Here is a 7,283-nt window from a genome sequence, read left to right as displayed (position 1 = left end):
GAGGAGATATTTAGGGGCAATGATGCGGAGTGTCGGCCTTTTACGGGGTAGAAACCTAATCGAAAGGGAGGAAGTAAAGAAAAGGACGTGGGGGCACGTCCTTTGGGAAGAGGGATTATTCGCTCCAGCTAACCCAGCCCAACATCCAAGTAAGGAGAATCAGACCACCAAATACGATGCGATAGTAGGCAAAAGGCACATAGTTTTTACTGGAGACAAATTTTAGCAAAGCTTTTACTGCCAACAAACCGGCGATAAATGCTGCGATAAAACCGATGGCAATTTGTCCGACATCTTGTAAGGTAAAAAGTTTGTAGTTTTTTAAGATGTCGTAACCTGTGGCTGCAATCATCATCGGTACGGCAAGGAAGAATGAAAATTCGGTAGCCGTTTTACGTTCTAATCCCCACAGCATACCGCCCATGATGGTACTGCCTGAACGTGATGTCCCAGGGATAAGGGCACAAATTTGGGCGCATCCTACAACAAATGCGTCAATTGGGCGCATATCATCGACATGGTTGACTTTAGGTTTGGCTGTTGTTTGGCATTTTTCAACCCATAAAATGAAGAAGCCACCTAATACCAGCATGGTAGCAACAGTAATCGGGTTGAAAAGATGCAATTTAATTTGTTTACTGAATAAGAGGCCAACAATCGCAGCCGGTATGAAGGCAATAAATAAATTCAGTACAAAGCGATTGGCTGTTCGTTCTTTACCCAGTCCTTTTATGATATGGGTAAATCGTTGGCGGTATTCGAATACAACAGCTAATACGGCACCGAGTTGAATAGCAATTTCAAATACTTTTCCGTTGCTTTGAAAGTTCATTAAGTCACCGAATACAATCAAGTGACCGGTACTGGAAATAGGGAGAAACTCGGTTAAACCTTCGATGATACCGAGAATAAGTGCTTTAAATAAAATCAGAATGTCCATAAGTTTTCAGACGGCCTTGAGGCCGTCTTTCTTTTGTTGAATAGTTAAAGTGGTTTTGAGGATTGTTCGCGACGGACTTTGACGATGAGCTCGTCTATGGTTTTCATACCGGCTTTCCAGTCGGTACCGTTGAAATTGACTTTGTATTTACCACCGACGATGACAGTTGGTGTGTTTTCAATTCGATAAGTTTCCGTCAATTGCTGCATTTTTGCAGCAGTCGATGCGGCAGCAGGACTGTTGTAGGCTTGAAGCAGTTTTTGACTGTCAAAACCCGTCTGTCTACCCGCCCATGATCGGAATACATTGGTATCGGCCAGGTTGATTTTTTGTTCGTAAACTGCTTTGAAGATGACTGGATTGGCTTGATATTTCAAACCTGAAAGATTGACGGCTGCGGCCACCTTGGCTAAACCCAACATTTCAGGCATCCAAACGACGTGCTCTGTCCGTAAGGAAACATCTTTGGCAAAGGTTTTGCTATGTTGCAACAAAACTGGATCGAGATGGTAACAATGGACGCAGAAGTAGCCGAAAAATTCTAGCACTTCAATTTTTCCGGCTCGCTGCTGCGGGATAGGGTGACTAAGAACGGTATAGTCCACGCCTTCGGTAGCAGCCTGCGCACTCAGGTTGAGCAGGCTCAGGCTGAGTGCGGCAATGGTTTGTTTTATACGCTGCTTCATCAGTGATTCCATTATTTGGTAGAACGAATCAAGCTGTTGATATTATGGCCTTGCAGGTTTTTTTGCAGTTTTACAGCGGCTTCCTGCGGCATGGTGTTACTTTGAACTCGGTAAATAGTTTTGTCGCCGTTTTGCGATTCAACCACTTTGGAAGAAACACCTAAAATAGCCAGTTTGGCACGTTGTGAGTCTGCGCTGGAGCGGTCTGCATATGAACCAAGTTGTAGGAAGGCTTTTTTACCGCTGTTGGCAGCTATTTCGGCTTTTTCTGCTGACTGTTTACTTGCAGCGTTGCTGCTTTCTTTTGTTGCAGAGGCATTTGTAGCTTTACGTGCTTTTTCGATGCTGCCGCTGTTGAGGATTTGCTCAGGTGTCGGCTTGTTTTGTTTTTTGGCTTCGGCTGCTTTTTTCTCAGCCAATTTGCGCTCGGCACGCTCTTTTTGTTTGTCGGTCAGTTGGTCGGCCGCTTTTTTATCTTTTGCAGTTTTATCAGCAGCTTCTTTTTCAGCTTTGGCTTTTTCTGCGCGTTTTTTTCTAATTCGGCTTTTTTCTCGGCCAGTTTTTTCTTGGCGGCTTCTTTTTCTGCTTCCGCTTTTGCGGCTTTTTCTTTGGCTTCACGTTCGGCTTTGTCGGCGGGAGTTTTGTCTGCTCTTTCTTTGGCTTCGCGTTCGGCTTTTTCTGCTTCAGCTTTATCCGCTTTTTCTTTGGCCTCGCGATCGGCTTTTTCCTGAGCCTCTTTTTCTGCTTGTGCCGTTTTCTCTTCAGCTTCTTTGGCAGCCTTTTCTGCCGCTTCTTTTGCTTTGGCTTCTTTCTCTGCCGCTTCTTTTTCAGCAGCTTCTTTTTCAGCTTTGGCTTTTTCTTTATCTGCTTGGGTAGATGAAGTGTCGGTAGCTGGGCGTTTCTCTGCTTTGTCCTGAGGTTTCAGGATTTCAGGTTCTTCGCTTTGTTTAGGCTGAGTCAGCTCTTTGAAAACGTTTTGGTTGCCTTGGTTCAAGAAGAACAAAATACCGGCAATAATACCTGTTGCCAGTATCAGGCCGAAAAAGAAACCGGCCAAGCCTTTGCCATATTGTGTAGATTTTTTCATGACTTACCTTGTAATAATGTGTTCAGACGGTCTGAAGGGAGACTGTCTGAGTTTGGATTCGATATTTTATCAATAACCGTTATGGACGGCAAAATCCTGATGCTTTGTTTACTCTAGTTTTACTTAAACATAAAGATTCAGGCCGTCTGAAAAGTTAAAGGGCGCGACGGAAGCCGATGGCTTTCATCACATGGGTTTTGCTAACTTCTTCGTCGCCTGCCAAATCGGCCAGCGTACGGGCAACGCGCATGATGCGGTGGAAACTTCGTGCGGAAAGGGACAATTTTTCAAGCATGGTTCCCAAGGCTTCTTGTGCTTCTTTTTGGATGCGGGCTTTGCCATCGAGTTCGCCGACACTCAGTTCTGCATTGACTTTGCCTTGTCTGTTGTATTGGATTTTGCGTGCGGCGGTAACGCGCTCCAATACGGTGGCACTGGATTCGCCTGCTTCTTGTTGCATCAGCTCGGCAGCAGAAAGGCTGGGTACTTCGATGGTTAAATCAATACGGTCGAGTAATGGCCCTGAAATTTTGTTGCGGTAGCGGGTAACGCTTTCAGGCGTGCAACGGCAAGGCTTGGACGGATGGCCAAGATAGCCGCAAGGGCAGGGGTTCATGGCGGCGACAAGTTGGAACTTGGCTGGATAAACAGCTTGACGTGCGGCGCGGGAAATATGGATTTCGCCGTTTTCCAAAGGTTCGCGCAATACTTCTAATACTTTACGGTCAAACTCGGGCAATTCGTCTAAAAACAACACCCCGTGATGCGCCAATGAAATTTCGCCCGGACGTGGGTCTGAACCGCCGCCCACCATGGCAGCCGAGCTGGCACTGTGATGAGGACTGCGGAAAGGACGGTTGCTGTCAAGTTGCTGTTGATGGTTGGGCAGGAGCGAACGCAATGCCCATACTTCGATCAATTCGTCTTCGGTCAAAGGCGGAAGGATACCGGGCAAACGTTGCGAAAGCATGGATTTGCCTGTACCCGGCGGACCCATCATCAGCAGGCTGTGTCCGCCTGCCGCTGCGATTTCCAAAGCGAGGCGGGCGGTATGCTGGCCTTTAACATCGGCTAAATCAGGAATTTTACTTTGTTCAGAGGGCCTTTGCGTCAGCTTGCATTCGGTTTGTGTCAACGGTTCGATGCCGTTTAAATGGGCGGCCACTTCGCCTAAAGAACGTGCGCCATAAACCGCGATACCGCGCATGACGGCAGCCTGTTCGGCATTTTCTTGCGGCAAGACGAATGAACGGCCGGCCTGCATTCCCTGCCATGCCATGGCCAGCGCGCCACGTACGGGACGCAGCAAGCCGGACAGCGCCAATTCCCCGGCAAACTCATATTGGGAGAGCTTTTCAGGATTAATTTGTCCCGATGCGGCAAGAATGCCTAAGGCAATCGGCAAATCGAAACGGCCGGATTCTTTTGGGAGGTCGGCCGGTGCGAGGTTGACGGTAATTTTCTTGGCGGGAAAGTCGAAGCCGCTTTGGATGATGGCGGCACGCACGCGGTCGCGGCTTTCTTTGACTTCAGTATCGGGTAAACCGACGATATTGAAATGTGGCAAGCCGTTGGCAAGGTGGGCTTCCACTTCGACCAACGGCGCATTCATGCCGCTTAAAGCGCGGCTGTAAACCAAAGCAAGCGACATGTTTCAGACGGCCTTATTCGGCAGCTTCAGTTTGTTGTTTGATTTCGGCAACAGCTTCCTCTGCAGCAGCTTCGGCCGCTTTCAAAGCAGCTTCTTCAGGCTCTTGAGCGGCTTCGAGTTTGGCCAAACGGGCTTCCAATTCAGCCAGTTTCGTACGGGTTTTAATCAAAACCTGTTGTTGGATGTCGAATTCTTCGCGGGTCACCAAATCCATGCGGTTGAATGCGCTGCCGAGCATGGCTTTAACGTTTTTTTCCATGTCTTTGGCAGGGCTGTTGGCGATGGTTTCGCTGATTTTGGAGCTGACTTCTTCAAAAAGTTGTTTGCCGAACATAATCCGTATCCTTTATTCAGAATGTATATAGAAATTCAAGTGGCTATTGTATAAGGAAAAAGGCCGTCTGAAAACGTTTTGCTTTTCAGACGGCCTAAAATGCGGAAGTTTACACGCCTGCGGCTGCTTTCAATGCGGCTGCTTTGTCGGTGCGCTCCCAAGTAAATTCGGGCTCTTCGCGGCCGAAGTGGCCGTAGGCGGCGGATTTGCTGTAAATTGGGCGCAAGAGGTCGAGCATTTGGACGATGCCTTTAGGGCGCAGGTCGAAATGTTCGCGAACCAGGGCAATCAGTTTTTCTTCGCTGATTTTGCCGGTGCCGAAAGTGTCGATGGAAATCGAAGTCGGTTCGGCAACGCCGATGGCGTAGGAAACTTGGATTTGGCATTGGGTTGCCAAACCGGCGGCTACGATGTTTTTCGCAACATAGCGGCAGGCGTAAGCGGCGGAACGGTCCACTTTGGACGGGTCTTTGCCGGAGAATGCGCCGCCGCCGTGCGGAGCTGCGCCGCCGTAGGTATCGACGATGATTTTACGGCCGGTCAAACCGCAGTCGCCTTGCGGGCCGCCGATAACGAAGCGGCCGGTCGGGTTGATCAGGTATTTGGTTTCGGCAGTCAGCAGTTCAGACGGCAGAACCGGTTTGATGATGTGTTCGATCACGGCGTTTTTCAGTTCTTCGTAACCGATAGACGGATCGTGCTGGGTAGACAGGACGACGGTGTCGATGCGTTTTACTTTGCCGGTTTCGCTGTCGTAAACCACGGTCAGTTGGGCTTTGGCATCAGGACGCAGCCAAGGCAGGCGGCCGTCTTTGCGCAATTCGCTTTGGCGTTGCATCAGGCGGTGGCTGTAATAGATGGCAAACGGCATCAGGGTAGGGGTTTCGTCGCAGGCATAGCCGAACATCAAACCTTGGTCACCCGCGCCTTGGTTCAAGTCGATGCCTTCGCCTTCGTTCACGCCTTGGGCGATGTCCGGAGATTGTTGGTCGTAGTACACGCCGACTGCGCAGCCGTTGGCATCAAAGCCCAGCTCGGAGGAGTTGTAGCCGATGCGTTTGATGGTTTCGCGGGCGACTTTGATGTAGTCCACTTGGGCGGTAGTGGTGATTTCGCCTGCCAATACGCACAAGCCTGTGTTGACCAAGGTTTCCGCGGCGACACGCGCTTTGGGGTCTTGCGCCAAGATGGCATCCAAAATCGCATCGGATACTTGGTCGGCAACTTTATCCGGATGGCCTTCGGATACCGATTCGGAAGTAAACAGATATTCGCTCATTGCTATTCTTTCATTAAAAACAGGCTGCTGTGTTTTCAGACGGCCTTTTATTTCGGACAGCGGAAATCATAACAAAAACTCCGCTTTTTCTCTATACAAGTGAGAAACATTCGCACTTGTCTGCTGTTTCGGAATCCTGTTGCACGTTTCTTACAGGCAAAAAAATTCCCGCATTAAGCGGGTTTGGATTGCTCTGGCGAGCCACATCGGTTTTTCAACCGTCCACCTTACCTTTCTTTCCGAAAAGCAGGTTGGCATGGAATTCCCAACTCTTAATGCAGCGCGGATAGTAGCAGAAAAGCAGGTGTGCCGCAATATATTTGCCCGAAGTCTGTTTTGTTCAGACGGCCTGTTTCGTTTACAATCTGTCCACTTCATTTTGGTAAAACCTTATGCAAACGCTTGTTACCTTTGTTTTTAAATTTTTGGCCGCGCTGCCTTTGGCTTGGTTGCACAAATTAGGCAACCTGCTGGGCAGTTTGGGTTTCCGCTTGCTGTCGAAAGATCGCCGGCGGGTATTCGAAAACATGACACTTGCCGGATTGAACCCGACGGACGAGGCGGTGAAAAAAGTTTTCCGTGAAACGGCAAAAGGCGGCTTGGAATTGCCGGTGGCGTTTTTCAGACGGCCTGAGGAAATTGAAAACCTGTTTGTCAACGTCAACGGTTGGGAATATGTTCAGACGGCCTTGAGTGCGGGCGAGGGTTTGCTGTTTATCACGCCGCACATCGGCAGCTATGATTTGGCGGGCCGCTACATCAGCCAGCAGCTGCCGTTTCCGCTGACGGCGATGTACAAGCCGCCGAAAATCAAGGCATTTGATGCGGTGATGCAGGCAGGGCGCGTGCGCGGCAAGGGTAAGACTGCGCCGACCAGCATTCAGGGCGTCAAACAAATCATCAAAGCGCTGCGCGGCGGCGAAGCGACCATTGTGTTGCCGGACCATGTGCCGTCTCCGGAAGAAGGCGGCGACGGCGTGTGGGTAGACTTTTTCGGCAAACCTGCCTATACCATGACGTTGGCTGGCAAGCTGGCGCAAGTCAAAGGCGTAAAGGCTTTGTTTTTCTGCGGCGAGCGTTTGCCCGACGGCAAAGGCTTTGTCTTGCACATCGAGCCTTTGCGCGGCGAATTGAACGGCGATAAGGAGAACGATGCGCGCGTGATCAATGAAAATACCGAATATTGGATACGCCGTTTTCCGGAACAATATTTGTTTATGTACAACCGCTACAAACATCCCGAAGGCGCGCCTTTCCCGCAGGAAATATAGGCTGAGACCTTTGCAAAAAAGCCCTTCCCCCGACA

At 49.7% G+C, this 7,283-nt stretch carries 8 protein-coding genes and 1 riboswitch; of the genes, 1 reads left to right on the top strand and 7 read right to left on the bottom strand.

Annotation, left to right across the window (positions count from 1 at the left end; all coding sequences use genetic code 11):
- Positions 1-115 precede the first annotated feature (115 nt).
- The 7 genes from HMPREF2608_RS03050 to metK form a co-directional block, all read right to left on the bottom strand.
- Positions 116-940 (bottom strand): undecaprenyl-diphosphate phosphatase, encoded by an 825-nt coding sequence (locus HMPREF2608_RS03050; protein ID WP_070825936.1) that lies wholly within the window; start codon positions 938-940, stop codon positions 116-118.
- Positions 941-984: 44 nt separating this feature from the next.
- Positions 985-1,626 carry a thiol:disulfide interchange protein DsbA/DsbL gene (locus tag HMPREF2608_RS03045; RefSeq protein ID WP_070825937.1) on the bottom strand — a complete coding sequence of 214 codons (642 nt, stop codon included), beginning with the start codon at positions 1,624-1,626 and terminating at the stop codon, positions 985-987.
- A gap of 11 nt (positions 1,627-1,637) precedes the next feature.
- Entirely contained in the window at positions 1,638-2,045 is a 408-nt protein-coding gene (locus HMPREF2608_RS11630) for an SPOR domain-containing protein (RefSeq protein ID WP_283122286.1), read from the bottom strand.
- A 32-nt stretch (positions 2,046-2,077) separates the two neighbouring features.
- Positions 2,078-2,713, bottom strand: a complete 636-nt coding sequence (locus HMPREF2608_RS11625; protein WP_283122285.1) for a hypothetical protein — start codon at positions 2,711-2,713, stop codon at positions 2,078-2,080.
- A gap of 154 nt (positions 2,714-2,867) precedes the next feature.
- A complete protein-coding gene (locus HMPREF2608_RS03035; protein ID WP_070825935.1) occupies positions 2,868-4,364 on the bottom strand; it encodes a YifB family Mg chelatase-like AAA ATPase in 1,497 nt (498 codons plus the stop codon).
- Between the two features lie 13 nt (positions 4,365-4,377).
- A complete protein-coding gene (locus tag HMPREF2608_RS03030; protein WP_003684455.1) occupies positions 4,378-4,698 on the bottom strand; it encodes an accessory factor UbiK family protein in 321 nt (106 codons plus the stop codon).
- A 109-nt stretch (positions 4,699-4,807) separates the two neighbouring features.
- Positions 4,808-5,977, bottom strand: a complete 1,170-nt coding sequence (gene metK, locus HMPREF2608_RS03025; RefSeq protein WP_070825934.1) for a methionine adenosyltransferase — start codon at positions 5,975-5,977, stop codon at positions 4,808-4,810.
- A 173-nt stretch (positions 5,978-6,150) separates the two neighbouring features.
- Positions 6,151-6,261: riboswitch (SAM-I-IV-variant riboswitch) on the bottom strand.
- 108 nt (positions 6,262-6,369) lie between these two features.
- Here metK and HMPREF2608_RS03020 point away from each other — a divergent pair.
- Positions 6,370-7,248: a lysophospholipid acyltransferase family protein gene (locus HMPREF2608_RS03020; RefSeq protein ID WP_070825933.1), complete on the top strand. Its 879-nt coding sequence runs from the start codon at positions 6,370-6,372 to the stop codon at positions 7,246-7,248.
- Positions 7,249-7,283 lie beyond the last annotated feature (35 nt).

Source organism: Neisseria sp. HMSC064D07, from assembly GCF_001837185.1.
Classification (GTDB): Bacteria; Pseudomonadota; Gammaproteobacteria; order Burkholderiales; family Neisseriaceae; genus Neisseria; species Neisseria flavescens_C.
The sequence above is the reverse complement of the archived record's forward strand: the minus strand, read 5'-3'. Positions and strand labels throughout refer to the sequence as shown.